The sequence below is a fragment of the Pseudomonas sp. 1928-m genome (genome assembly GCF_029269135.1).
GTDB lineage: Bacteria > Pseudomonadota > Gammaproteobacteria > Pseudomonadales > Pseudomonadaceae > Aquipseudomonas.
The window spans coordinates 445,654-470,949 of record NZ_JARIXO010000001.1 but is presented as its reverse complement, the minus strand read 5'-3'; the positions used below and the strand labels follow the sequence as shown (position 1 = coordinate 470,949).

The following is a 25,296-nucleotide window of genomic DNA, read 5'->3' as shown; positions in this document are numbered from 1 at the left end:
TGCACACTTCCAATATTTTTTACAAAAACTGGCAAAGCCGCCTTGTTATGTGTGCTTTATTAAACATAGACTGCCGAAATCGTCACCCCGACCGACAACAAGCCTGGCCTTAACAGGCGCTCAATCCCTACCGGACATGCTTATGAACATCGAAAAGATCGTCGACTTCGCCACCGCCACTACCACACCCGAACATTACCGTCCGGCTGCAGAAAAAGTGCTCAAGGGCGACCCCGAGCAAAGCGTGCGCAACCACTACGGTAGCCCGTGCGGTCAATTCAATACGGGGATCTGGGAAGGCGGCGTCGGCCACTGGACCATCAATTACACCGAACACGAGTACTGCGAGATTCTGCAAGGCGTCTCGGTGCTGCGCGACCAGGACGGCAACGCCAAAACCCTGCGCGCGGGCGACCGCTTCGTCATCCCGGCTGGGTTCTCCGGCACCTGGGAAGTGCTGGAGCCATGCCGCAAGGTCTATGTGATCTTCGAGCAAGCCAGCAACTGATAGCTCTTCATGCGTCACCCTTCGCCCGCCTTGCGCGGGCTTTTTATTGCCTGCCATCCCTGGCGGCCACCCTGCGGGCCGTTGCTACGCACCGTTAAAAATGGCTCCCGGCCATTTTTTATCGCCCAGGGTTTACCACGCCAAATCGCAGGCAAGAAAAAGCCCGCTATAAAAGCGGGCTTTTTCGGCAAGGAGCCAGACCAATTACTTGATCTTGCCTTCCTTGTACATCACGTGCTTACGCACAACCGGATCGAATTTTTTAATTTCGATTTTGTCCGGAGTGGTGCGCTTGTTTTTGTCGGTAGTGTAGAAGTGACCAGTACCGGCACTCGAGATCAAACGGATCAATTCACGCATGACTTTCTCCTTAAACCTTTTCGCCGCGAGCGCGCAGCTCGGACAGAACGACGTCAATACCACGCTTGTCGATGCAACGCATGCCTTTGGCAGAAACGCGCAGACGCACGAAACGGTTCTCAGACTCGACCCAGAAGCGGTGATGCTGCAGGTTCGGCAGGAAACGACGACGGGTTTTGTTGTTTGCGTGGGAAATGTTATTCCCGGTTACCGGACCCTTACCGGTAACTTGACAGACTCTCGACATGCCTCAGCCCTCTAAAACCACATGCCCAACCCGGCATGGGTTGGCCGCTAATTATTCAATCTTGGCGCGCAGCGCCGCGTATCTCGAGGGTCTTACCGGCCGTACCTGAAAGCGCAAGAACCGGGCCCCTACAAAAGAGCGCTGCTTTATACCAGAAAGCCCCCAGTGCAACAAGGTTAAACGCACTTTACCCGGCAGACGCCAACCAGCGATTGTTGCGTCCAGGCTAGCCAGCAAGGGCACCCGCGCAGATCGACCGCTCGTCGCCAAGACTGATTGCCCTGCCGCCGGTTAATGGCCTAGGGTAAGACCTGCGCCAGCGCGCCCACCGCTATTCAGGAGTTTGCCATGCGTCTTGCTACCCTACCGCTGCTGCTCGCCCCGCTTCTTGCGCCCGCCCTGGCCCAGGCCAGCACGCTCAGTGTCTGCACAGAAGCCAGCCCAGACGGCTTCGACGTAGTGCAGTACAACTCGCTGACCACCACCAACGCCTCGGCCGACGTGCTGATGAACCGCCTGGTGGATTTCGACGCGACCAGCGGCACCCTGCAGCCGAGCCTGGCGCAGGCCTGGGAGGTCAGCCCGGACGGCCTGAGCTACAGCTTCACCCTGCATCCGAACGTGCAGTTTCACCAAACCGAGTATTTCATCCCCAGCCGCCCGCTGAATGCCGATGATGTGCTGTTCAGCTTTCAGCGCATGCTCGACCCAAAGCATCCTTGGCACAAGGTCGCCCCCAGTGGTTACCCGCATGCGCAATCAATGCAGCTGCCAAGCCTGATCAAAAGCATCGACAAGACCGGCGAACACAGCCTGCGCTTTAACCTTAACCGTCCGGATGCGACCTTCCTCGCCACCCTGAGCATGGGCTTCGCCTCTATTTATTCCGCCGAGTACGCCGCGCAATTGCTGGCAGCGGGCACGCCGGAGACCCTCAACAGCCAGCCAATCGGCACCGGGCCGTTTGTCTTCAAACGCTTCCAGAAGGACGCCAGCGTGCGTTACAGCGCCAACCCAAGCTACTTCGCGGGCAAACCTGCGGTGGACAACCTGGTGTTCGCCATCACCCCAGACGCCAACGTGCGCCTGCAGAAGCTGCGCCGCGGCGAGTGCCATATTGCTCTGTCACCGAAACCGCAGGATGTGCAGTCCATCAGCGGCGATAGCACTCTACAGAGCGCGCACACCGCTGCCTTTATGACCGCCTTCGTCGGCATCAACAGCCAGCATCCGCCGCTGGATCAGCCCGCCGTACGTCAGGCAATCAACCTAGCTTTCGACAAGGCCAGCTACCTCAAGGCGGTGTTCGAAAACAGCGCTGAAGCCGCCAATGGCCCCTACCCGCCGAATACCTGGAGCTACGCCAGCGAACTGCCCGGCTACCCGCATAACCCGCAGAAAGCCCGCGAATTGCTCAAACAGGCCGGCCTGGCCGATGGCTTCAGCACCACCATCTGGACCCGCCCCACCGGTAGCGTACTCAACCCCAACCCAAGCCTGGGCGCGCAGTTGCTGCAGGCGGACCTCGCCAAGGTCGGCATCAAAGCGGAAATCCGTGTAATCGAATGGGGCGAGCTGATTCGCCGCGCCAAAGCCGGCGAGCACGACCTGCTGTTTATGGGCTGGGCCGGCGACAACGGCGACCCGGACAACTTCCTCACCCCGCAATTTGCCTGCGCCTCACTTGAATCCGGGCTGAACTTCGCGCGCTATTGCGACCCGCAACTGGACAAGCTGATCGCCGATGGCAAAAGCACCAGCGACCAGACGCAGCGCAGCCAGATATATAAAGAAGCGCAGCAGATCATCCAGCAGCAGGCGCTGTGGCTACCGCTGGCCCACCCAACCGCCTACGCGCTAACGCGCAAGCAGGTCGAGGGTTATCAGGTCAGCCCATTCGGTCGCCAGGACTTTGCCAAGGTGCGTTTAAACCCTTAAAGCCAACCGTACTCGGCCATCGACAGCGGCTCGCCGTCGCCGACGATAAAATGGTCGAGTACGCGCACATCCACCAGCTCCAACGCCTCTTTCAGGCGACGGGTCAGCACCCGATCGGCCTGGCTCGGTTCGGCGACACCGGACGGGTGGTTATGGGTCAGGATCAGCGCCGCCGCGTTATGTGCAAGCGCGCGCTTGACCACCTGCCGGGGATACACACTGGCGCTGTCGATGGAGCCATGAAACAGCGCTTCGAACGCCAGCACACGGTGCTTGGCATCGAGAAACAAACAGCCAAACACCTCATGCGGCTCATGGCGTAACAGCGCTTTCAGGTAATCACGCACAGCTTGCGGGCTTTCCAGTGCCGAATCGCGACGCAATTGCTCGGCCAGATGACGACGCGCCATCTCCAGCACTGCCTGCAACTGGGCGAACTTGGCCGGCCCCAGACCCAGTCGCTGGCTGAACGACGACAGATCCGCCTGCAGCAAGGCGCGCAGGCTGCCGAAGTCGCCCAATAGATGGCGCGCCAGGTCCACCGCACTCTGCCCGGCCACACCTGTGCGCAGGAAAATCGCCAGCAATTCCGCATCGGTCAGGGTGCTTGCGCCCTGGGCCAGCAGCTTTTCCCGCGGGCGCTCGGCCGCAGGCCAATCACGAATACTCATCACACCTCCTTGTGTGTTGCCAGGCGCGGCAAAGCGCCGCGCCCGAGTGCCGCAAAGCCAAGCCTGGCAAGCGCTTGGCAGCGCTACTCCGCTGCAGGCTCTGTGCTATCGTAGCCCAACTTTTGCGCGGCGCCTGGCCTGGGGAGGTGTCAGCGTCGCGGTGTATATCCATCTTTATAAAAGGCAGGCCTATGCAGCGGCTGTATCGGAAACGCATCATTGTTGGCGTGGGCGGCGGTATTGCCGCGTATAAAAGTGCCGAGCTGATTCGCCGACTCAAGGACCAGGACGCCGACGTGCGCGTGGTCATGACCAAAGGCGGTCGCGAATTCATTACCCCGCTGACCCTGCAAGCTCTGTCCGGGCATCCGGTGCACCTTGAACTGCTCGACCCCGAGGCCGAAGCCGCCATGGGCCATATCGAACTGGCGCGCTGGGCCGATCTGGTATTGATTGCCCCGGCCACTGCCGACCTGATGGCGCGTCTGGCCCAGGGCGTCGCCGATGACCTGCTGACCACCCTAGTGCTGGCCACCGATGCGCCTGTCGCCCTTGCTCCGGCCATGAACCAGGCGATGTGGCGCGACCCGGCGACCCAGGCCAATGCCCAGCTTCTAGCCCAACGCGGCCTGCATCTATTCGGCCCCGCCGCCGGCAGCCAGGCCTGCGGCGATGTTGGCCTGGGCCGCATGCTCGAAGCTGAGCAGCTGGTGCAATGCGCCGCCGACTGCTTCCAGCACCAGGCCCTGACTGGCAAGCATGTGCTGATTACCGCCGGCCCGACCCAGGAAAACATCGACCCGGTGCGCTATATCACCAACCACAGCTCCGGCAAGATGGGCTTTGCCCTCGCCGAAGCGGCCGCCGAAGCCGGCGCCAAGGTCACCCTGATCAGCGGACCGGTGCATCTGCCGACGCCCGAGCGCGTCACCCGCATCAACGTCACCAGCGCCCGCGACATGCTCGCCGCCTGTGAAGCCGCGATGCCCTGCGACCTGCTGATTGCCGCCGCCGCCGTGGCCGATTACCGCCCGGAAGTGGTCGCCCAGCACAAATTGAAAAAAGACCCGAGCAGTGGCGACGGTCTACTCCTGCAAATGGTGCGTAACCCGGATATTCTCGCCACCCTGGCGGGGCGCAGCGACCGGCCGTTCAGCGTCGGCTTTGCCGCCGAGACCGAGAACCTGCTGGAGTACGCCTCGCGCAAGCTACGCGACAAGAACCTCGACCTGATCGTCGCCAATGACGTGGCCAACCCCAGCATCGGCTTCAACAGCGAAGAAAACGCCATCACCATCATCGACCGTGAGCTTCAGCAGAGCAGTTTCGCCCAGACCAGCAAAAGCAAGATTGCCCGCCAATTGGTGAGTTTTATTGCCGAACGCCTGGCCCGCAACTGACGCTGCACTCACCGACCACAGAGCCTGATATGCACGCCTTACAAGCCAAGATCCTCGACCCGCGCCTGGGCAACGAATTTCCCCTGCCGCATTACGCCACGCCGGGCTCCGCCGGCCTCGACCTGCGTGCCATGCTCAAGCAGGATCTGGTGCTGGAGCCGGGGCAAACTGTGCTGATCCCCACCGGCCTGTCGATCTACATCGGCGACCCCGGTCTGGCCGCGATGATCCTGCCGCGCTCGGGCCTGGGTCACAAACATGGCATCGTCCTGGGGAACCTCGTCGGCCTGATCGACTCGGACTACCAGGGCGAATTGATGGTGTCCTGCTGGAACCGTGGGCAGAGCGCCTTCACCATCGCCATCGGCGACCGTATCGCCCAGCTGATTCTGGTACCGGTGGTGCAGGCGCATTTCGAGCTGGTTGAACAGTTCGATGAGAGCCAACGCGGCGCAGGCGGCTTCGGCCACTCCGGTAGCCATTGATTGCCTTAATCTAATTCCAGGATGAATTGCCGAGGAGACGCTGCATGAAACTCTTCAAGCGCACGGCCAAGGACGCTGACGGAGTAACCGCCAGCGCCCAACTGACCAGTGCCCCCGCCGCCAAAGCGGCCAAGAACAGCCCCAACGCCCTGTTGCCGGGTGTGCTGGCGGCGTTAGTCGGCATCATCCTGGCCGGTGCGCTGCTCTGGTTCGGCCCGCTCAACAGCGCCTACCAGCAACAGCTGCAGCAACTCAGCCAGGCCTGGGGTGGCGGTCAGGCGACCGTGTTGCAGAAAGCCCTGCAGCAGCTGAGCGCCGACACCCAGGCAGCCGCGCGCAACCCGCAACTGCTGCAAGCCCTGCAAAGCCAGGACATCAATCAGATCCGCGACGCCGAACGCAACCTCACTTACTGGCACGGGGTGGTCGACGCGCACCTCAACGCCCGCGGCCAGGCCGTGCAGGACATGGGCCGCAGCGCGCCGATGAACTTCGCCGCGCTGGACATGCTGCGCCGCGCAGAAAACGGCCAAACGCCCGCACCCGAGGCCTACAAAGTCGGCCAGCGCTGGCTGGTGTATAGCGCCGCGCCGCTGCGCCTGAGCGAAGGTGAGCCGCTGCATGGCACCCTGCTGCTGGCCGTGGATCTGGAGCGCCTGCTCGCCAGCCTGCCGGTAATGCCCGCCGAAATCGGCCAGATCCAGCTGATCCAGCAGTTCAACAACACCGCTGCCCAGGTCCTCGCCCAGCGCGGCGACGCGCAAGGCACCGCGCAAGCATTCAGCACCGGCAACCCCAACTGGACGGTCAGCTTTACCCCCGGCCCGTCACTGACCAACCCGGTGTTCTCGCCGTTGCTGCTGGCCATCGCCGGGCTGCTGGCCCTGGCTGGTGCAATTGTCGGCCTCTACCTGCTGCAGAGCAGCCTGCAACGTCACCTGCGTGACGATGTGCTGCAACTGGGGCAGATGCTCAAGGAGCTGTCCGCCGGCAAGGCCGTCAAGGCGTTCAGCCTGAGCCTGCCAGCCCTGGATATCCTCGCGCAGAACCTCGCACGCATGCCGCGCCGCGCGACTGAACAGGCCGCCGCCCCGACTGCCAATGCCGGCGCAGCCAACCCAGGCGTCGCCGCCATGCAGACGCCCGCCAGCGCCATGGTCGACCCACTGTTTCAGGACACCGATATCCTCGACATCGATATTCTCGACGAAGACCAGGACCTGCTCGGCCTCGATGAGCCGGCCCCCGCCCCCGTGCAGGCGAAAGCGCCCAAGCTGCCTGCCGACATCTTCCGCGCCTATGACATTCGTGGCGTAGTCGGCCGCACCCTGAATGCCGAAACCGCCTACTGGATCGGCCGCGCCATCGGCTCGCAAAGCCTGGCGCAGGGCGAGCCGAACATCGCCGTTGGCCGCGACGGCCGCCTGTCCGGCCCGGAGCTGGCGCAACAGCTGATCCAAGGCCTGCTCGATTGCGGCTGTAACGTCAGCGATGTCGGCATGGTGCCGACGCCCGTGGTGTATTACGCCGGGCATATCCTCACCGGCAAATCGGCGGTGATGCTCACTGGTAGCCACAACCCGCGCGATTACAACGGCTTCAAGATCGTCATCGCCGGCGACACCCTGGCCAACGAACAGATCCAGGCCCTGAAAGCACGGATCGACAACAACGACCTGGCCAGCGGTGTCGGTACGGTCGAACAGGTTGATGTGCTGGAGCGCTACTTCAAGCAGATCCGCGACGACATCGCCATGGCCAAGCCCATGCGCGTGGTGGTCGATTGCGGCAATGGCGTGGCCGGGGTAATCGCCCCGCAATTGATCGAAGCGCTGGGCTGCTCGGTGATTCCGCTGTACTGCGAAGTCGACGGCAACTTCCCCAACCACCACCCCGATCCCGGCAAGCCGGAAAATCTGGTGGATCTGATTGCCAAGGTAAAAAGCGAAAAAGCCGACATCGGCCTGGCCTTCGACGGTGACGGCGACCGCGTCGGCGTGGTGACCAATACCGGTACTGTCGTCTACCCGGACCGCCTGCTGATGCTGTTCGCCAAGGACGTGGTATCACGCAACCCCGGCGCCGACATCATCTTCGACGTCAAATGCACGCGCCGCCTGACCCCGCTGATCAGCGGCTACGGTGGCCGCCCGGTAATGTGGAAAACCGGCCACTCGCTGATCAAGAAAAAAATGAAGGAAACCGGCGCGCTGCTGGCCGGCGAAATGAGCGGGCATATCTTCTTCAAGGAGCGCTGGTTCGGCTTTGACGATGGCATCTATGCCGCCGCCCGCCTGCTGGAAATCCTCAGCCAGGATCGCCGCGACGCTGAACACGTGTTCAGCGCCTTCCCCAACGACATTGCCACCCCGGAAATCAATATCCAGGTCACCGAGCAGAGCAAGTTCAGCATCATCGAACGCCTGCAGCGCGACGGCGTATGGGGTGAAGGCAATATCACCAACCTCGATGGCGTCCGCGTCGACTACCCCAAAGGCTGGGGCCTGGTGCGCGCGTCCAACACCACGCCGGTGCTGGTACTGCGCTTCGAGGCGGAAACCGAAGAAGAACTTGAACGGATCAAGGAAGTCTTCCGCGCCCAGCTGTACAGCACGGTGCCCGACCTCGACCTGCCGTTCTGATTGATTAGCGAATTTTCTACTGGAGCCCTGCATGACCCTCGAACGTGATGCCGCCACCAACGTCGCCAAGGTACTGTCCGAAGCGCTGCCGTATATCCGCCGCTTCGTCGGCAAGACGCTGGTGATCAAATACGGCGGCAACGCCATGGAAAGCGAAGAGCTCAAGCAAGGCTTCGCCCGCGACATCGTGCTGATGAAAGCGGTGGGCATCAACCCGGTAGTCGTCCACGGCGGTGGTCCGCAGATCGGTGATCTGCTCAAACGCCTGAGCATCGAAAGCCACTTTGTCGACGGCATGCGCGTCACCGATACCGCGACCATGGACGTGGTGGAAATGGTCCTCGGCGGCCAGGTCAACAAGAGCATCGTCAATCTGATCAACCAGCACGGCGGCAGCGCCATCGGCCTGACCGGTAAGGATGCCCAGCTGATCCGCGCCAAGAAACTTACCGTGACCCGGCAAACGCCGGAGATGACCCAGCCGGAAATCATCGATATCGGCCATGTCGGCGAAGTCACCGGGGTCAACATCGACCTGCTGAACATGCTGGTCAAGGGCGACTTTATCCCGGTGATCGCGCCGATTGGCGTCGGCCCGGATGGCGAGTCCTACAACATCAACGCCGACCTGGTCGCCGGCAAAGTCGCCGAAGCACTGAAGGCTGAGAAGCTGATGCTGCTGACCAATATCGCCGGCCTGATGGACAAGCAAGGCCAGGTGCTCACCGGCCTGACCACCGAGCAGGTCGATGGCCTGATCGCCGACGGCACCATCTACGGCGGCATGCTGCCGAAGATTCGTTGTGCCCTGGAAGCGGTGCAAGGCGGGGTGACCAGCGCACATATCATCGACGGTCGCGTACCGAATGCCGTGCTGCTGGAAATCTTCACCGACAGCGGCGTGGGTACCCTGATCTGCAACCGCAAGCGCCATTAAGTCCCCCCTGCCGCACAAATCAGCTAGGTAATCCTGGCTGATTCAGCCGCCTGATAGCCTGCTGCCCCCCTTGCAGCAGGTCGCCGCAACACCGAAGCTCAGTGATCCGCACTGCCAGCCAGAGGTGTACCGCATGCCAACCGCGCCTTCCCGCGACGCCTTCAGCTTTTTCCACACCCTGCGCGTGCGCTGGGCCGAAGTGGACCCACAAAGCATCGTGTTCAACGGTCATTACCTGACCTACGCCGATGTCGCCATCACCGAATACTTCCGCACCCTGGACATCCGCTACCCGGATGATCTGAGCCGCGACGGCGGCGACTTCTTCGCGATCAAGACCGTACTGGAATACCTGGCACCCGCGCGTTTTGATGATCAACTGCACATCGGCATTCGCGTCGCCCGCCTGGGCCGCTCCAGCCTGAGCTTTGCCATGGGTATCTGGTGCGGCGAACAGGCGCTGACCACCGGCGAAGTGATTTACGTGCACGCAGACAGCGCAAGCCGCAGCAGCAGTCCGCTACCGACGTGGTTGAGAGCGAAAATTCTGGCCTTTGAGCGCTGCGCGCCCGAGCAATAAGGCTACTGGTTGCGCCCCAGCAGTTCCTTGAGTCGATCACGGTCAGCATTGAAGCTGCTGTCCGCCTCTTTACGCGCAGCCTGATAACGCAGGATGTCGCCCTTGAGGCGCGCCTGTTCGGCCTTCTGGTTATCGATCTGCGCCAACAGATGCGCCGGCACCGCACGCCCGGCACGCTCGTGCTCGGCGGCCTGGCTCTGCAGATTGGCCTGTTGCGTACGCACCGACTGCAGGTTGCCACGCGCCACACCAATCAGACCATCCAGCTCGGCCAGCTTGCGCGCGCGGGCGCGCTCGACGTCGTCTGGCGTGCTGTACAGGCGCAGTAACTGCGCATCGGAGCTGGCGCGGGCCTTCTCGGCGAGGATGCGCTTCATCTCCTCAGGGCTCGGCGCAGGCGGAATCACCTGAATCACGCGCCCCTGGTCATTCAGCACTTCATAACCCTTGCTGATGTGCTCCGGCGGCACACCCTGACGGCTGAGCACCGTGGTGCCCTTGTCATCGACGTAGCGATACAACTCAGCCGCACCCGCCACAACCGGCAGCAGTAGGCCGAGCAACAGCGAACAGCGGGTTATGGCAGATTTATGCATCAATGCAGCACCTTATCGGCAGGTTAGATTCCGTATTCGGCGCGGTAAGCTTGTACCGCTGGCAGATACTGCTTGAGTTCAGCATCCTCTGCCAGATATTCCAGTACCTGTTCGAGTGACACAATGCTCACCACCGGCATGCCGTAGTCGCGCTCGACCTCCTGAATCGCCGACAGCTCGCCCTTACCGCGCTCCTGGCGGTTCAGCGCGATCAGCACACCGGCCGCTTGTGCGCCCTGCGCCTGGATGATCTGCATCACTTCGCGAATCGCCGTACCGGCGGTGATCACGTCATCGATGATCAGCACGCGACCGGCCAGCGGAGCGCCTACCAGCGTGCCGCCTTCGCCATGATCCTTGGCTTCCTTGCGGTTGAAACACCAGGGCATATCGCGCTGATGATGCTCGGCCAGCGCCACTGCGGTGGTCGCCGCCAGGGGAATACCTTTGTAGGCCGGGCCGAACAACACGTCGAAGTCGATACCGCTGTCCACCACGGCCGCAGCATAGAAACGCCCGAGCTGAGCCAGGGCCAAACCGCTGTCAAACAGCCCGGCATTGAAGAAATAAGGACTGATACGTCCAGATTTGAGGGTGAACTGACCAAAGCGCAGAACCCCACGCTCGATGGCAAAACGGATGAAATCGCGTTGATACGCTTGCATTAAAAAGCCCCGGACAGCACGGATTTACTAGGTAATTTAGCTAATAGAGGTGAGCTCGGGTATCATACACGCACGTGATTTTGGGGGCCATTTATGCGGATCATCAGTGTGAACGTGAATGGTATTCATGCGGCAGTCGAGCGCGGTTTGCTCAGTTGGCTGCAAGCACAGAATGCCGACGTCATCTGCCTGCAGGACACCCGCGCCTCCGCCTTTGAACTGGACGACCAAGCCCTCCAACTGGATGGCTATTTCCTCTATGCCTGCGATGCAGAAGTGCCCAGCCAAGGTGGCGTGGCGCTGTATTCGCGGTTGCAACCCAAGGCGGTAATCAGCGGCCTCGGCTTTGAAATGGCCGATCGCTATGGGCGCTACCTGCAGGCCGATTTCGACAAAGTAAGTATTGCCACCATGCTCATGCCTTCGGGGCAGCAGGGTGATGAAAGCTTGAATCAGAAATTCAAGTTTATGGACGACTTCACCCATTATTTGGACAAGCAGCGCCGCAAGCGCCGCGAATACATCTATTGCGGCTCGTTCTATGTGGCGCACCAGAAGCTCGACGTGAAGAACTGGCGCGACTGCCAGCAATCGCCCGGTTTTCTAGCGCCAGAACGTGCCTGGCTGGATGAAGTGATTGGCACCATGGGCTATGTCGATGCGCTGCGCGAAGTCAGCCGTGAAGGCGACCAGTTCAGCTGGTGGCCGGACAGCGAACAGGCTGAACTGCTCAACCTCGGCTATCGCTTTGACTATCAGCTGCTCACCCCCGGTATGCGTCGCAGCATCCGCAGTGCGCGCCTGCCGCGTCAGCCACGCTTCTCGCAGCACGCGCCGCTGATCGTTGATTACGACTGGATGCTCAGCATCTAGCCTGATCAGCAGATACAAAAAAACCGGCTATTCGCCGGTTTTTTATGCTGCGTCATCCCTGGCCACCACCTTACGGGCCGTCGCGATGCGACGTTAAAAATCGCTCCCGGCGATTTTTTGCTATCTGCACAACGCTTATTTCACCAAGCGCCAGGCAAAGGGGTAACGGTAAGCCTGGCCTTCATTGGCCTTGACCCCGGCAATAACGGTCAGCACCAGCGCCGCGATGCTGACCAGCACCAGCAGCGGAAAGCCGATCACCACCACCATCAGCAGGAAACACAGCAGCGCGGCCAGGGCCACGCTGATCTGGAAGTTCAGCGCTTCCTTGCCCTGAGCATCGACGAACGGATCAAGGTCCTTCTTGATCTGCCAGACGATCAACGGCCCAAGCAGGTTGCCAAAGGGAATCACCAGCCCGAGAAAGGCCGCGAAGTGGCAAAACATGGCCCACTGACGGGCTTCAGGACCGGGAATCGGTTGTGGCGCTTGGGACTCGTCGCTCATGGTGCTTCTCCTTGCGTGATGGGCTTGTCGTACAGCTCAATCAGTCTGCCAGTGCTGCTTGTTGCAACTCGAACAGCTCAGTCATGCCTTTCTGCGCCAACGCCAACATGGCGTTCAGCTCAGCCGGCTGGAACGGTGCGCCTTCGGCAGTGCCCTGCACTTCGATAAAGCCGCCCGTGCTGGTCATCACCACGTTAAGGTCGGTTTCCGCGGCGGAATCTTCCAGGTAGTCCAGATCCAGCACCGGCTCCCCCTGATACATGCCCACCGATACGGCGGCAATCATCTGCTTGAGCGGGTCGCCGCCTTTCAGGCCGCCACGCTTCTTGATCACTTTCAGCGCATCGACCAGGGCCACCATGGCGCCGGTGATGGACGCGGTGCGGGTACCGCCGTCGGCCTGGATCACATCGCAATCGACGTACAGGGTGTTCTCGCCCAGCTTGGACATATCCAATGCGGCGCGCAGCGAGCGGCCGATCAGACGCTGGATTTCCAGGGTACGGCCGCCCTGCTTGCCACGGCTGGCTTCACGCTGGTTACGGTCGCCAGTGGCGCGCGGCAGCATGCCGTACTCGGCAGTCAACCAACCCTGCCCCTGACCTTTAAGGAAACGCGGTACGCCCGACTCGACACTGACCGTGCAAATCACTTTGGTATCGCCAAATTCCACCAGCACCGAACCCTCGGCATGCTTGGTGTAGTTGCGGGTGATGCGAATCGAGCGCAACTGATCGGCGGCGCGGCCACTAGGACGTTTCATCTAGGAATTCCTGCTCTGAATAAAAAATCTGCTCGGCATTATAGGGCCGTATGCCCGTAGCGGGTGTGCCGAATTGGGAGCGGCCGACGCACTGCGCTACAATCCTGCGCCTTTAGTTCCGACTTTTCGCGAGGTTCGCCCCATGATCCACAGCATGACAGCCTTCGCCCGCGCCGAGCAGGCCGGTGCCAACGGCACCCTGAGCTGGGAGCTGCGCTCGGTCAACCATCGCTACCTGGAACCTCACCTGCGCCTGCCGGAAAGCTTCCGCGACCTTGAAGGCGCGGTGCGTGAAGCGCTGCGCAACGGCCTGTCACGCGGCAAAGTCGAATGCACCCTGCGCTTTAGCGACGACAATGCCGGCAAGGCCCTGCAAGTCGACCTGGAGCGCGCCGCGCAACTGATTGCCGCCGCCGAAAGCGTGGCCGGTCTGATCAAGCAGCCCGCCGCGCTCAATCCACTGGAAGTGCTCGGCTGGCCCGGCGTTCTGGTGGCCGATGCCGCCAACCCGCAGGCACTCAATCAAAGCGCCCTGGCGCTGTTCAGCCAAGCGCTGAGCGAGCTGAAACAAAGCCGCGAACGCGAAGGCAGCGAGCTGGCCAAACTGCTCAATGAGCGCCTGGACAGCATCCTCGAACAAGTCGTCGCCCTGCGCGAACTGGTGCCGCAGATGCTCGCCGGACAACGGCAGAAAATTCTCGATCGTTGCGGCGAAATGCAGGCCGAGCTGGACCCGCAGCGCCTGGAGCAAGAGTTGGTGATCCTCGCGCAGAAAAGTGATGTGGCCGAAGAGCTGGACCGCCTCAGCACCCACGTCAGCGAAGTGCGCCGCGTGCTCAAAACCGGTGGCCAGGCCGGCCGACGCCTGGACTTCCTCATGCAGGAACTCAACCGCGAAGCCAACACCCTCGGCTCCAAGGCCTTCGACACCCGCAGCACCCAGGCGGCGGTAAACCTGAAAGTGCTGATCGAGCAGATGCGCGAACAAGTGCAGAACATCGAATAAGCCCGACCGCCACTGCTACTCTCTGAACAACGCGTTCCAGGATTGATCCATGAGCATAACCACCGGCACCCTCTATATCATTTCCGCCCCTTCCGGCGCGGGCAAAACCAGCCTGGTCAAGGCGCTGATCGACAGCGAAGCGCAAATCCGCGTGTCGGTCTCGCACACCACCCGCGCCATGCGCCCAGGCGAAGTGGACGGGGTGAACTACCACTTCGTCAGCCGCGAGCAGTTCCACGCCATGCTCGACAAGACCGAATTTCTTGAACACGCGGAAGTCTTCGGCAACCTCTACGGCACCTCGCAAGAATGGGTCAAGCAAACCCTGCGCGACGGCTTCGACCTGATTCTGGAAATCGACTGGCAAGGCGCGCAGCAGGTCCGCCGGCTGATGCCGGAAGCCAAATCGGTCTTTATTCTGCCGCCGACCCAGGAAGCGCTGCGCCACCGCCTGACCAACCGCGGCCAGGACAGCGGCGAGATCATCGAGCGACGTATGCGTGAAGCCGTCAGCGAGATGAGCCACTACGTCGAATACGACTACCTGCTGATCAACGATGACTTCGCCCACGCCTTGAGCGATCTGAAGGCGATTTTCCGCGCCAATCAGCTGCTGCAAGGCCCGCAACAGCAACGCCACAGCGGCTTACTCAGCGAGTTACTGGCCTGACTTATTACGCTGCGACAAATCAAAGCTTCCCTTAATGCTGGTGATTTTTTAGACTATCCAGTCCGCTCGCCCATTTGGGCCCAGCTCTATTACGCATTTGCTACGAGGAACACCATGGCCCGCGTTACCGTCGAAGATTGCCTGGATCACGTTGATAACCGCTTCGAGCTGGTCATGCTCGCTACCAAGCGCTCGCGCCAACTGGCTACCGGTGGCAAAGAGCCGAAGCTGGCTTGGGAAAATGACAAGCCGACCGTAGTCGCGCTGCGCGAAATCGCCGCTGGCCTGATGAGCTACGACGTCATCGCCCAAGACGACATCGTCGAAGAAGAACCACTGTTTGCTGCATTCGAGGAAGAGGCTAACGAGCCTCTGTAAGCCTATGCCGGGTCGACGTCGTCAGGCGCAGGGTCATCTGAATCGGCAAGGGGAACGCCCATGCCGAGCATAGACGCCCTCGCCGACAGACTTTCGACCTACCTCGACGGCGACCAGGTCAATCTGGTTCGCCGCGCTTACTTCTACGCCGAACAAGCCCACGACGGCCAACGCCGCCGCAGCGGCGAAGCTTACGTCACCCATCCCCTGGCGGTGGCGAGCATCCTGGCAGACATGCACATGGACCATCAGAGCCTGATGGCCGCGATGCTGCATGACGTGATCGAAGACACCGGTATCGCCAAAGAAGCTCTGGACGCGCAGTTCGGTGAATCCGTGGCGGAGCTGGTTGATGGGGTCAGCAAACTGACCCAGATGAACTTCGAGACCAAGGCCGAGGCGCAAGCTGAAAACTTCCAGAAAATGGCCATGGCCATGGCCCGTGATATCCGGGTAATTCTGGTCAAACTGGCCGACCGTCTGCACAACATGCGCACCCTGGAAGTGCTGTCCGGCGAAAAACGCCGACGCATCGCCAAGGAAACCCTGGAAATCTACGCACCGATTGCCAACCGCCTGGGCATGCACAGCATGCGCATCGAGTTCGAAGACCTGGGCTTCAAGGCCATGCACCCGATGCGCTCCGAGCGCATCCGCACCGCGGTCAAGCGTGCTCGGGGCAACCGCAAGGAAATCGTCAACAAGATCGAAGAGTCGATCACCCACTGCCTGGCGCGCGAAGGCATGGAAGGCGAGGTGATGGGCCGCGAGAAGCACCTCTACGGCATCTACCAGAAGATGCGCGGCAAACGCCGGGCGTTCAACGAAATCATGGACGTCTACGCCTTCCGTATCGTCGTCGACAAGGTCGACACCTGTTACCGCGTGCTCGGCGCCGTGCATAACCTGTACAAGCCCCTGCCCGGCCGCTTCAAGGATTACATCGCAATCCCCAAGGCCAACGGCTACCAGTCGCTGCACACCACGCTGTTCGGCATGCACGGCGTACCGATCGAAATCCAGATCCGCACCCGTGAGATGGAAGAGCTGGCCAACAACGGCATCGCCGCGCACTGGCTGTACAAATCCAACGAGGAAGACCAGCCCAAGGGCAGCCACGCCCGTGCGCGGCAGTGGGTCAAGGGCGTGCTGGAGATGCAGCAACGCGCCGGCAACTCGCTGGAATTTATCGAGAGCGTGAAGATCGATCTGTTCCCCGACGAGGTCTACGTGTTCACGCCCAAGGGCCGCATCATGGAGCTGCCGAAAGGCTCCACGGCGGTTGACTTTGCCTACGCCGTACACACCGACGTCGGCAACACCTGCATCGCCTGCCGCATCAACCGCCGCCTGGCGCCGCTGTCGCAAGCCCTGGAAAGCGGTTCGACGGTGGAAATCGTCACCGCCCCCGGTGCACGACCAAACCCGGCCTGGCTGAGCTTCGTGGTTACCGGCAAGGCCCGCACGCATATTCGTCACGCTCTGAAACTGCAGCGCCGCTCGGAGTCCATCAGCCTCGGCGAACGCCTGCTGAACAAGGTGCTCGCCGGCTTCGACAGCCGCGTCGACAAGCTTTCGCCCGAACGGGTGCAGGCAGTGCTCGCCGAATACCATCAGGACGTCATCGAAGACCTGCTGGAAGACATCGGTCTGGGCAACCGCATGGCCTATGTGGTGGCGCGTCGCCTGCTCAGCGACAGCAACGAAGCGCTGCCGAGCAGCGAAGGGCCGCTGGCGATCCGTGGCACCGAGGGCCTGGTGCTGAGCTACGCCAAATGCTGCACGCCGATTCCGGGCGACCCGATTGTCGGCCACCTGTCCGCCGGCAAAGGCATGGTGGTGCACCTGGACAGCTGCAAGAACATCGGCGAAATCCGCCACAACCCGGAGAAATGCATCCAGCTGTCCTGGGCCAAGGACGTTACCGGCGAGTTCAATGTCGAGCTGCGCGTCGAGCTTGAGCACCAGCGCGGCCTGATCGCCCTGCTGGCCGGCAGCGTGAATGCCGCCGACGGCAATATCGAGAAGATCAGCATGGACGAGCGCGATGGCCGCATCAGCGTCGTGCAACTGGTGGTCAGCGTGCATGACCGTGTGCACCTGGCGCGAGTGATCAAGAAGCTGCGCGCCCTGACCGGGGTAATTCGCATCACCCGCGCGCGCGCCTGATCGGCCAACTTCAAAATTGAACAGCGCAATCAGCCGCCAGCTGTACTTTGACAGCCGCTGTGGCTTTCACCCAACCTAGGCAATCTAACTGGCAGCGCGCCCATGTGCGCTGCAGTGTTCCTCCACATCAGCTTTACAGGAGTTCCCATGAGCAAGAGCGTTATCACCAGCGACAAGGCCCCAGCCGCAATCGGCACCTACTCCCAGGCGATCAAGGCGGGCAACACCGTGTACATGTCCGGGCAGATCCCGCTGGACCCGAAAACCATGGAGCTGGTGGAAGGCTTCGAAGCCCAGACCGTGCAGGTATTCGAGAACCTCAAAGCCGTGGCCGAAGCCGCCGGCGGTTCGTTCAAGGACATCGTCAAGCTGAACATCTTCCTCACCGACCTGTCGCATTTCGCCAAGGTCAATGAAGTCATGGGCCGTTACTTCGAGCAGCCCTACCCAGCCCGCGCCGCCATCGGCGTAGCCGCCCTGCCGCGTGGCTCGCAGGTAGAAATGGACGCTATTCTGGTTCTCGAATAAGTCTCTCGGCGGGGCGCTGCCCCGCCCTTCCCTCTTGAGGACGCCGCATGCGCTGCCTGTTTGTTGCTTTGCTCACCGGCGTCCTGCTCAGCGGTTGCGCCAGCCCTTCGCCCGACCCCAGCGGTACCTGGATCAACCAAGCCGCCATTGAAGCTGCCGTCGAAGGCGGCAACCTGCGTGAAGCCCTGCTGGCCTACGGCCCCAATCTGGAATGGCAGCTCGACAACCCGCGTCAGCTGGCCAGCTTCAGCAATGGTTTCGAACGCGGTGAAGGCAGCTTCGAACGCCAGGCCGACGGCCAGCTGCGCGTGCACTTCTACGGCGACTTTCAGGAAAGCCTGAGGCTCAACAACGATGAGCTGGTTCAGGCGCAGAGCGACACCTGGCCGGAACAACGCTTTGTCCGCGCCCCTGCCGCGCCCGGCCCGCTTGCGCCGCCGGGAAGCAGCTTCGAACAGGCGTTGTACAGCGCTTACCTGGGCGGCACCTGGCTGATCAAGGAAGGCCTGGGCGAAGGCGGCCTGGTGCTGTTCCAGGCCGATGGCAGCCTGCAGGGTCTGCCAGGCGCCGAGCGTTATGCACTGTGCCTGGCGGGTGACTGCGCGACCATGAGTGGCGAGTTCGACAGCCTCTGGCTGCAACTGGGCGACCAGGGGCAAAGCTGGCTATTCGAGCGTGAAGGCGATCAGTTGCGCGTCTTCGAAGCGCTCAATCGCTCGCAGATCGATGAAATGCCCAACTACTACAAAGGCCAGCAGCGCTGGCTGCTGGTCAAACGCTAGGCCGACCCGAACGCTACAACTGCTGCAGAATCGCCCGGTAACCCTCGCGGAAGCTCGGGTACTGCGGCGTCCAACCCAGGGCGCGCGCTCGGGCGTTGCTGCAACGCTTGCTACCTGAGCGGCGCACCGTCGACTGCTCGGACCAATGACTGACATCCAGCTGCTCGCGCAACCAGGCCACCACTTCATGCAGCGGCGCAGGCTGATCGTCGACGCCGATATAGCAGTCATCCAGCGCCACACCACGGGCATCGGCCTGTAGCAAATAGGCCAGTAGCCCAGCCGCGTCATCGACATGGATGCGGTTGCCATACAGCGGCGGCTCACTGACCACCCGATAACCCTGGCGCACCTGCTTGAGCAACCACTCGCGGCCTGGACCGTAGATGCCGGTGAGGCGTACCAGGCTGGCGGGCAGCCCGCTATGCAAAGCCAGCTGCTCGGCCTCACGCATGATTCGCCCGGAGTAGCTATCAGCCTCTGCAGGCGAGTTTTCATCCACCCACTCGCCGAGCTGCTGGCCATACACGCCACTACTGGAGACAAACAGCAGGCGTTTTGGCCGCTGGCCCTGCTGCGCCAGCCAACCCAGCACGCGGCGCAGGCCGTCGACATAGGCGGCGCGGTAGCCGGCCTCGTCATGCTCGGTGGCGGCCGCGCAATACACCAGGTAGTCCAGCGGTTCGCTCGGCCAGGCGGCCGGGCAGGCGTCGGCATGTAGATCACCGGCAACCGGGCGAATACCCTGCGGCAACAGCGCCACGCTGCGGCGCAAGCCATACACCGTCCAGCCCGCAGTGTTCAGCTGCTGACCCAAACGGCTGCCAACATCACCACAGCCGGCGATCATCAGTGTCTTACTCATCGTTGCGTATTCCTTAGGGTCTGTTGCTTATCAGGGCAACAGTGCCACCAAGCCGGCCTGTTGCACCAGCTCCAACAGCGGCTGTGGATACACACCGAGGAAGAACGCCAGCACGGCGACGAACAGCAGCATCATGCCGCCGGCGCGCTGCGCCCAGTTGAACGGCGCATCGTGACGACGCAGGTTCGGCTCGAGCATAAACAGGGTGACCATTACCCGCAGGTAATAGAACACGCCGATGGCGCTGCCGATTACCAGGGCGCCGAGCAGCCACCATTGCTGCGATTGCACACCGGCGGCGACCACATAGAACTTGCCGATAAAGCCAGCCGTCAGCGGAATACCGGCCAGTGACAGCATCATCACGGTGAGCACTGCGGTCAGGTACGGACGGCGCCAGAACAGCCCGCGGTATTCGTACAGGGCATCGGCATCACGGCCGTTGTAAGGCGTCGACATCAGGGTGATCACGCCGAACGCACCCAGGCTGGTCAGCACGTAGGTGGCCAGGTACACGCCAACCGCTTCCACGGCCAGGCCCTTACTGGCGATCAGCGCCACCAGCAGGTAGCCAAAGTGGGCAATGGAGGAATAACCGAGCAGACGTTTGAGGTTGTTCTGCAACAGCGCCAGCAGGTTGCCGAAGATGATCGAGGCGATGGCGATCAGCGTCAGCAAGTCATTCAACCAGCCGCCTGCGGTGGCCGGCGACATCTGATACAGACGCAGCAGCACGGCAAACACCGCGACCTTGCTGGCGGTGGCGAGGAAAGCGGCCACCGGCGCCGGCGCGCCTTCGTACACGTCTGGCGTCCACAAGTGGAATGGCACCAGCGACAGCTTGAAGGATAGGCCGATCAGCATCATGCCCACGCCCAACTGCGCCAGCATGCTCGGCAGGCCATCGGCGGCCAGCTTGGCGCCGATGCCGGCGAAGGTCAGGTTGCCCGACTCGGCATACAGCAGCGCCATGCCGAACAGCAGGAACGCGCTGCCTGCGGCGGACAGCACCATGTACTTGATGCCGGCTTCCAGCGAACGCTTGTTGAAGAAGGCGTAGGCGATCATGCCGTAGGTCGGCACCGAGAGCAGTTCCAGGCCGATAAACAGGCCCGCCAGATGCTGCGCGCTGACCAGCACCAGACCGCCAGCGGCAGACAGCAGCATCAGCAGGTACAACTCTTCACGGTTACCCGGATAACCCTTGCCGGACTCGCCACCCAGATAGGCGTGGGTCAGCGTCACACAGGCCAGGGTCGCGGCCAGCACCAGAGCCATGTAATAGCAGGCGAATTTATCCACCAGCAGCAGTGGGGTGACCTCGATGGGCGTTACACCCAGGGCCGGTAGCAGTGACAGCAGCGCCAGGTTGAGGCCCAGCACCGAGAGGCCGAAGGTCATCGTGTGGTTGCGCTTCCAGGCGATGGCCAGCATCACCAGCACCACCGTGGCACTGGTGATCAGCAGCGGCAGCAGCGCGATAAAGTGTTGAGTCGTGAATTCCATACGCTACTTACCGGGCCGGAACAGGTTGATTGAGGGCACTACCCAGCCACTGCTGCACGCCTTGCATGCTGGCGGCGGAGGTGTCGAGCACCGGCTGCGGGTAAACACCAAGCAGGATCAGCAGCACGGCCAGGCCGAGCACCATGCTCAGTTCACGCAGCTGCAGGCCAGGCAAAGCGGTTTCCGCCTTGGCCGGGCCGAAGTAGGCGCGGTGAATCATGATCAGCGCGTAGACCGAGCCGAACACCAGACCGGTGGCAGCCACCACGGTGACCCAAGGCGCACTCTGGAAGCTGCCTAGCAGGATCAGGAACTCGCCGACAAAGTTACCAGTGCCCGGCAGGCCCAGCGCCGCAGCGGCAAAGAACAGGCTCAGCGCCGGCAGCCAGGGCATGCGCGCCCAGATGCCGCCCATTTCGCGCATATCGCGGGTGTGCAGGCGCTCGTAGAGCTGGCCGCAGAGGATAAACAGCGCCGCAGCGGACAGGCCGTGGGCGAGCATCTGCACCACCGCGCCCTGCAGGGCGATCTCGCTGGCCGAGTAGATGGCGATCAGCACAAAGCCCATGTGCGAAACACTGGAATAAGCCACCAGGCGCTTGATATCGGTCTGCGCGAACGACAGCAGCGCGCCGTAGATGATGGCGAACACGCCAAGCCACTGGGCAATCGGCGCAAACTCTGCTGAGGCATTGGGGAACAGCGGCAGGGCAAAACGCATCAGGCCGTAGGCAGCGGTTTTCAGCAGGATACCGGCCAGGTCTACCGAACCGGCTGTCGGCGCCTGGGCGTGGGCGTCCGGCAGCCAGGAGTGGAACGGCACCACCGGAAACTTCACCGCGAAGGCGATAAAGAAGCCGAGCATCAGGATGTACTCGGTGCCGGCCGCCATCTTGGTGTTGAGCAGATCGGCGTAGTTGAAGGTCAGCACGCCCGTCTGGTCGAAGTGCACAAACACCAGGCCGAGAATCGCCAGCAACATGATCAGACCGCTGGCCTGGGTGAAGATAAAGAACTTGGTGGCGGCGGTGATGCGGGTCTTGCCGTCACTGCCACTATGACCCCAGAGCGCGATGAGGAAATACATCGGCACCAGCATCATTTCCCAGAAGAAGAAGAACAGGAACAGATCGACAGCGAGGAACACGCCGACCACGCCGCCGAGAATCCACATCAGGTTGAGGTGGAAGAAGCCGACGCGGTTCTGGATCTCGTTCCACGAGCAGAGCACCGAAAGCACACCGAGCAGGCCGGTGAGGCTGATCATCAGCACCGACAGGCCATCCAGCGCCAGGTGCACGCTGATGCCGAAGCGCTCGATCCACGGCACCTGGAACTCGGCCGCCCACTGCGGCGCAGCACCTGGGGCAGGCGCCAAGCTGAAGTCGCCAGTGGCCCATAGCCACAGGCCCAGACCGAACAGCAGGGCCATGGTCAGCAGGGCGATCCAGCGCGGCAGGGTGTTGCCGAAACGTTCGAGCTGCCAGCACAGCAGGCCGCCGATAAAGGGGATCAGGATTAGCCAGGGCAGAATCATGACGGGCTATTTTCCTTAATTCAGAAACAGGAGAACGGCGAGCACCAGCACGGCGCCCCCGGCTATCGAAGTGGCATACCAGCGCACCTGGCCGGTCTCACTGCGGGCCAGCAAGGCGTGGCCGCCCCGCGCCAGACGCGGAATCAGGCGGATGCTGCGGTCGATCGGGTCATGCCCGAGCAGGCGGCAGACCAGCAGGTACGGCTGCACAAACAGCTTGTCGTAGAGCCAGTCGAAGCCCCAGGCGGCGAACCACCAGGCCGAGAGGAAGCGCCCTGGTGCGCTCTGCGCCACCGCTGTGGCAAAGCTGCGCTTGCCGAGAAACAGCAACGCCGCCAGGACGATGCCAATGATGGCGATGGCCCCGGAGGCGATTTCCAGGCTGTGCTTGGCGTCACCGCCGGCATGACCGACGCTCTGCGGCAATACGCCCGCCAGTGGCGGGCTGATCAGCGCGCCAATAAAGGTCGACAGCACAATCAGGGTTACCAGCGGCAGCCAGTGGGCCACGCCATGGCCGGCATGGGCCTCGGTCTTCTGCTCGCCATGGAAGGCGATAAAGATCAGGCGGAAGGTGTAGAGCGAGGTCAGGAAGGCCCCGGCCAGCCCGGCATACAACAACCACTGATGACCACTGGCAAAGGCTTCCCAGAGGATTTCATCCTTCGAGTAGAAACCCGCCGTAATCAGCGGCAACGCCGCCAGGGCAGCACCGCCGACGATAAAGCTGGCGTAGGCCAACGGCAGTTTCTTCCACAGACCGCCCATCTTGAAGATGTTTTGCTCATGGTGGCAGGCGTTGATCACCGCACCGGAAGCGAGGAACAGCAGAGCCTTGAAGAAGGCGTGGGTCATCAGGTGGAAGATTGCCGCATCCCAGGCGCCAACGCCCAGGGCGAGGAACATGTAGCCGATCTGACTCATGGTCGAGTAGGCGAGGATGCGTTTGATGTCGGTCTGCACCAATGCAGCGAAACCGGCCAGCACTAGGGTCACGCCGCCAACGATGCCGACCAGTTCGAGAATCTCCGGGGTCAGCAGGAACAGGCCGTGAATCCGCGCGATCAGGTAAACGCCGGCGGTGACCATGGTCGCCGCGTGGATCAGCGCCGAAACCGGGGTCGGGCCGGCCATGGCATCGGCCAGCCAGGTTTGCAGCGGCAGCTGCGCAGATTTACCCACTGCGCCGCCGAGCAGCATCAGCGTGGCGATCCACAGCCAGCTGTCGCCTTCCACATACTTCTGCGGCGCCAGCGCCATCAGCTCCTGAATATTCAGGGTGCCCAGATGGAGGAACAGGATAAACAGACCGATGGCCATAAACACGTCGCCGATACGGGTGACGATAAAGGCCTTGAGCGCCGCGTTACCGTTGGCGGTGTGCTTGAAGTAGAAACCGATCAGCAGATAGGAGCACAGCCCCACGCCTTCCCAGCCGAAGTACAGCACCAGCAGGTTATCGCCCAACACCAGCAGCAACATGCTGAAGATAAACAGGTTGGTGTAGGCGAAGAAGCGCGAGTAGCCCTCTTCACCGCGCATGTACCAGCTGGCAAACAGGTGAATCAGGAAACCCACGCCGGTAACCACGCCAAGCATGGTCAGCGACAAACCATCCAGGTACAGGGTGAAGCTTGGCGCAAAACCGGCCACGCTCATCCACTGCCACAGCACCTGGGTAAACACGCCGTTTTCCGGCGGATTAAGGTTGAACTGCACGATCACCCAGGCCGCCATCAGCGCGGACAAGCCCACCGAACCGACGCCAATCAGCGCAGACAGATTTTCGGAGAAACGCCCGCGCGAAAAGGCCAGAAGAAACCAGCCCAGCAGCGGAAATACACAGGTCAGGAATAGAAGGTTCATCCGCGCATCTCGCTGGCAGCGTCGACATCGAGGGTGTTGAAGCGGCGATACAGCTGCAACAGGATCGCCAGGCCGATACTGGCTTCGGCGGCTGCCAGGGTGATCACCAGGATAAACATCACCTGGCCGTCAGGCTGGGCCCAACGACTGCCCGCCACCACAAAGGCCAGGGCGGTGGCATTCATCATCACTTCCAGGCTCATCAGCACAAACAGGATATTGCGCCGCACCATCAGGCCGATCAGGCCGAGGCTGAACAGCACGCCGGCCAGTGCCAGGCCGTGCTCCAGGGGAATCGCATTCATGCCGTTGGCTCCTTGGCATCGTGACGGCCGAGGTGATAGGCCGCGACCAGCGCAGCGAGCAGCAGCATCGAAGCCAACTCCACCGCCAGCAGGTAAGGCCCGTACAGGGCGATACCGACGGCTTTGGCATCAATGGTCTGCAAACCGAGGGCCGCGCCACTGGGCGACTGAAACAGCACATAGAGCAATTGCCCCAGCAACAACGCCGAGAGAATCGCCGGGCCGGTCCAGATACCCGGCGTCAGCCACTGGCGCTCCTGCTCGACCGCCGCCGGACCGAGGTTGAGCATCATCACCACAAACACGAACAGCACCATGATCGCGCCAGCGTAAACGATGATCTCCAGCGCGCCGGCAAAGGGCGCGCCGAGGGCGAAGAAGGTCATCGCCACGGCCAGCAGCGAGAGAATCAGATACAGCAGGGCATGCACCGGATTGCTCGCGGTGATCACCCTGAACGTGGCCGCCACAGCAACGCCGGCGGCGAGGTAGAAAGCGAATTCCATGTCCCC

General features: G+C 61.9%; 27 protein-coding genes. 14 read left to right on the top strand and 13 right to left on the bottom strand.

Features of this window, described 5'->3' with window-relative positions; all coding sequences use genetic code 11:
- The first annotated feature begins 142 nt into the window (after positions 1-142).
- Entirely contained in the window at positions 143-508 is a 366-nt protein-coding gene (locus tag P3C18_RS02125) for a cupin domain-containing protein (RefSeq protein ID WP_275960226.1), read from the top strand.
- 204 nt (positions 509-712) lie between these two features.
- Here P3C18_RS02125 and rpmG read toward each other — a convergent pair whose 3' ends face one another.
- Both rpmG and rpmB read right to left on the bottom strand, forming a co-directional pair.
- Entirely contained in the window at positions 713-868 is a 156-nt protein-coding gene (rpmG, locus tag P3C18_RS02120; RefSeq protein WP_022960960.1) for a 50S ribosomal protein L33, read from the bottom strand.
- Positions 869-878: 10 nt separating this feature from the next.
- Positions 879-1,115, bottom strand: a complete 237-nt coding sequence (gene rpmB / locus P3C18_RS02115; RefSeq protein WP_090240685.1) for a 50S ribosomal protein L28 — start codon at positions 1,113-1,115, stop codon at positions 879-881.
- Between the two features lie 348 nt (positions 1,116-1,463).
- Between rpmB and P3C18_RS02110 the strand changes: the two genes are divergently transcribed.
- The gene (locus tag P3C18_RS02110) at positions 1,464-3,053 is read left to right on the top strand and encodes an ABC transporter substrate-binding protein (RefSeq protein WP_275960225.1); all 1,590 of its coding nucleotides are present in this window, start codon (positions 1,464-1,466) and stop codon (positions 3,051-3,053) included.
- Here the strand turns inward: P3C18_RS02110 and radC are convergent.
- Positions 3,050-3,724 carry a DNA repair protein RadC gene (gene radC, locus P3C18_RS02105; protein WP_275960224.1) on the bottom strand — a complete coding sequence of 225 codons (675 nt, stop codon included), beginning with the start codon at positions 3,722-3,724 and terminating at the stop codon, positions 3,050-3,052. The two genes, P3C18_RS02110 and radC, sit on opposite strands and share 4 nt — an antisense overlap.
- A 191-nt stretch (positions 3,725-3,915) precedes the next feature.
- Between radC and coaBC the strand changes: the two genes are divergently transcribed.
- The 5 genes from coaBC to P3C18_RS02080 all read left to right on the top strand — a co-directional run bounded on the left by coaBC (position 3,916) and on the right by P3C18_RS02080 (position 9,768).
- The gene (gene coaBC, locus P3C18_RS02100; RefSeq protein WP_275960223.1) at positions 3,916-5,124 is read left to right on the top strand and encodes a bifunctional phosphopantothenoylcysteine decarboxylase/phosphopantothenate--cysteine ligase CoaBC; all 1,209 of its coding nucleotides are present in this window, start codon (positions 3,916-3,918) and stop codon (positions 5,122-5,124) included.
- Between the two features lie 29 nt (positions 5,125-5,153).
- A complete protein-coding gene (gene dut / locus P3C18_RS02095) occupies positions 5,154-5,609 on the top strand; it encodes a dUTP diphosphatase (RefSeq protein WP_275960222.1) in 456 nt (151 codons plus the stop codon).
- Between the two features lie 1,253 nt (positions 5,610-6,862).
- Complete coding sequence (algC, locus tag P3C18_RS02090) at positions 6,863-8,251, top strand: phosphomannomutase/phosphoglucomutase (protein WP_275961560.1); 1,389 nt, start codon at positions 6,863-6,865, stop codon at positions 8,249-8,251.
- Positions 8,252-8,282: 31 nt separating this feature from the next.
- Positions 8,283-9,188, top strand: a complete 906-nt coding sequence (argB, locus tag P3C18_RS02085) for an acetylglutamate kinase (protein WP_275960221.1) — start codon at positions 8,283-8,285, stop codon at positions 9,186-9,188.
- A gap of 133 nt (positions 9,189-9,321) precedes the next feature.
- A complete protein-coding gene (locus P3C18_RS02080; RefSeq protein WP_275960220.1) occupies positions 9,322-9,768 on the top strand; it encodes a thioesterase family protein in 447 nt (148 codons plus the stop codon).
- Between the two features lie 2 nt (positions 9,769-9,770).
- Here the strand turns inward: P3C18_RS02080 and P3C18_RS02075 are convergent, their stop codons facing one another.
- Both P3C18_RS02075 and pyrE read right to left on the bottom strand, forming a co-directional pair.
- A complete protein-coding gene (locus P3C18_RS02075; RefSeq protein ID WP_275960219.1) occupies positions 9,771-10,364 on the bottom strand; it encodes a DUF4124 domain-containing protein in 594 nt (197 codons plus the stop codon).
- 23 nt (positions 10,365-10,387) lie between these two features.
- Positions 10,388-11,029, bottom strand: coding sequence for an orotate phosphoribosyltransferase (pyrE, locus tag P3C18_RS02070; RefSeq protein ID WP_167143793.1), 642 nt, complete (start codon positions 11,027-11,029; stop codon positions 10,388-10,390).
- 93 nt (positions 11,030-11,122) lie between these two features.
- Between pyrE and P3C18_RS02065 the strand changes: the two genes are divergently transcribed.
- Complete coding sequence (locus tag P3C18_RS02065; RefSeq protein WP_275960218.1) at positions 11,123-11,902, top strand: exodeoxyribonuclease III; 780 nt, start codon at positions 11,123-11,125, stop codon at positions 11,900-11,902.
- A 135-nt stretch (positions 11,903-12,037) separates the two neighbouring features.
- On the opposite strand, the gene P3C18_RS02060 is transcribed toward P3C18_RS02065, so the two are convergent.
- Together P3C18_RS02060 and rph are read right to left on the bottom strand one after the other, a co-directional pair.
- Positions 12,038-12,409 carry a DUF4870 domain-containing protein gene (locus P3C18_RS02060; protein ID WP_275960217.1) on the bottom strand — a complete coding sequence of 124 codons (372 nt, stop codon included), beginning with the start codon at positions 12,407-12,409 and terminating at the stop codon, positions 12,038-12,040.
- A 40-nt stretch (positions 12,410-12,449) separates the two neighbouring features.
- Positions 12,450-13,172, bottom strand: coding sequence for a ribonuclease PH (gene rph / locus P3C18_RS02055; RefSeq protein WP_275960216.1), 723 nt, complete (start codon positions 13,170-13,172; stop codon positions 12,450-12,452).
- Between the two features lie 142 nt (positions 13,173-13,314).
- Here rph and P3C18_RS02050 point away from each other — a divergent pair, with 142 nt between their 5' ends.
- The 6 genes from P3C18_RS02050 (at position 13,315) to P3C18_RS02025 (ending at position 18,705) form a co-directional block, all read left to right on the top strand.
- Complete coding sequence (locus tag P3C18_RS02050) at positions 13,315-14,178, top strand: YicC/YloC family endoribonuclease (protein WP_275960215.1); 864 nt, start codon at positions 13,315-13,317, stop codon at positions 14,176-14,178.
- 49 nt (positions 14,179-14,227) lie between these two features.
- Entirely contained in the window at positions 14,228-14,848 is a 621-nt protein-coding gene (gene gmk / locus P3C18_RS02045; RefSeq protein ID WP_275960214.1) for a guanylate kinase, read from the top strand.
- A 114-nt stretch (positions 14,849-14,962) separates the two neighbouring features.
- Positions 14,963-15,226, top strand: a complete 264-nt coding sequence (gene rpoZ / locus P3C18_RS02040) for a DNA-directed RNA polymerase subunit omega (protein WP_090250565.1) — start codon at positions 14,963-14,965, stop codon at positions 15,224-15,226.
- Positions 15,227-15,286: 60 nt separating this feature from the next.
- The gene (gene spoT, locus P3C18_RS02035) at positions 15,287-17,395 is read left to right on the top strand and encodes a bifunctional GTP diphosphokinase/guanosine-3',5'-bis pyrophosphate 3'-pyrophosphohydrolase (protein WP_090250567.1); all 2,109 of its coding nucleotides are present in this window, start codon (positions 15,287-15,289) and stop codon (positions 17,393-17,395) included.
- Between the two features lie 147 nt (positions 17,396-17,542).
- Complete coding sequence (locus P3C18_RS02030) at positions 17,543-17,923, top strand: RidA family protein (RefSeq protein ID WP_090250570.1); 381 nt, start codon at positions 17,543-17,545, stop codon at positions 17,921-17,923.
- 47 nt (positions 17,924-17,970) lie between these two features.
- On the top strand, positions 17,971-18,705 hold the full coding sequence (locus P3C18_RS02025; RefSeq protein WP_275960213.1) for a hypothetical protein: 735 nt from the start codon (positions 17,971-17,973) through the stop codon (positions 18,703-18,705).
- 13 nt (positions 18,706-18,718) lie between these two features.
- On the opposite strand, the gene P3C18_RS02020 is transcribed toward P3C18_RS02025, so the two are convergent.
- From P3C18_RS02020 to nuoJ, 6 genes are read right to left on the bottom strand one after another with little or no spacing between them, the layout of a single operon-like run.
- On the bottom strand, positions 18,719-19,570 hold the full coding sequence (locus P3C18_RS02020; protein ID WP_275960212.1) for an SDR family oxidoreductase: 852 nt from the start codon (positions 19,568-19,570) through the stop codon (positions 18,719-18,721).
- Positions 19,571-19,600: 30 nt separating this feature from the next.
- Complete coding sequence (nuoN, locus tag P3C18_RS02015) at positions 19,601-21,076, bottom strand: NADH-quinone oxidoreductase subunit NuoN (protein ID WP_275960211.1); 1,476 nt, start codon at positions 21,074-21,076, stop codon at positions 19,601-19,603.
- Positions 21,077-21,083: 7 nt separating this feature from the next.
- A complete protein-coding gene (nuoM, locus tag P3C18_RS02010; protein WP_275960210.1) occupies positions 21,084-22,613 on the bottom strand; it encodes an NADH-quinone oxidoreductase subunit M in 1,530 nt (509 codons plus the stop codon).
- 15 nt (positions 22,614-22,628) lie between these two features.
- Positions 22,629-24,479, bottom strand: a complete 1,851-nt coding sequence (nuoL, locus tag P3C18_RS02005) for an NADH-quinone oxidoreductase subunit L (RefSeq protein WP_275960209.1) — start codon at positions 24,477-24,479, stop codon at positions 22,629-22,631.
- Positions 24,476-24,784, bottom strand: coding sequence for an NADH-quinone oxidoreductase subunit NuoK (gene nuoK / locus P3C18_RS02000; protein WP_090250586.1), 309 nt, complete (start codon positions 24,782-24,784; stop codon positions 24,476-24,478). The genes nuoL and nuoK overlap by 4 nt, the downstream gene beginning before the upstream one ends.
- Positions 24,781-25,290: an NADH-quinone oxidoreductase subunit J gene (nuoJ, locus tag P3C18_RS01995; protein WP_090250589.1), complete on the bottom strand. Its 510-nt coding sequence runs from the start codon at positions 25,288-25,290 to the stop codon at positions 24,781-24,783. Before nuoJ ends, nuoK begins: the two co-directional genes overlap by 4 nt.
- Between the last annotated feature and the right edge of the window lie 6 nt (positions 25,291-25,296).